Origin of the sequence: Vibrio sp. 1641 (genome assembly GCF_033339995.1) — a bacterium.
Taxonomy (GTDB): domain Bacteria; phylum Pseudomonadota; class Gammaproteobacteria; order Enterobacterales; family Vibrionaceae; genus Vibrio; species Vibrio alginolyticus.
This window is the reverse complement of record NZ_JAWOVP010000465.1, coordinates 1-535: the sequence shown is the minus strand read 5'-3', so window position 1 is coordinate 535 and position 535 is coordinate 1. Positions and strand designations below refer to the sequence as shown.

1 pseudogene is annotated in these 535 nt (G+C 49.3%); it reads left to right on the top strand.

Features of this window, described 5'->3' with window-relative positions:
• Positions 1 to 535: pseudogene (mukB, locus tag R7Z47_RS26590) on the top strand (chromosome partition protein MukB); the annotation flags it as partial.

Genomic DNA, 535 nt, shown 5'->3' with positions numbered 1-535 from the left:
CACAAAACGAACAACAATGGCGTGCTCAACATCGCGACCTCGAACGTAGCTTAAACCAACAGCGTCAAGCTCGTGAATTGGTCAAGGAATATCAAAAACAGTTCCATGTTGAACTGACGGACGAAATCACGTTTGAACAAGAACGTGAACGTCACGCGATGCAAATCGAATCGCTAGAAATGACTCAGGAAGACGTGCGCGAACAACGCAGCGAACAGCGTCGCCTAGAGCAAGATGCTGCGGCAGAAATCAACAAGCTAGAAGCCATTGCACCAACATGGATTGCGGCGAACGATGCGTTGGAAAAATTGCGTGAGCAAAGCGGTGTAGAGTTAGAAGATCGCCATGCTGTGATGAGCCACATGCAGGTTGTTCTGGAACAAGAGAAAGAACTGTCTCTTGCGAAAGACAAACTGGCAGAGCGTCGCTCGCAACTAGAAAGCGAAATCGAACGATTGGCATCACCTGGTGGTTCAAACGATCCTCGACTGAAAGGCTTGGCAGATACGCTCGGCGGTGTGCCTCTATCTGAGAT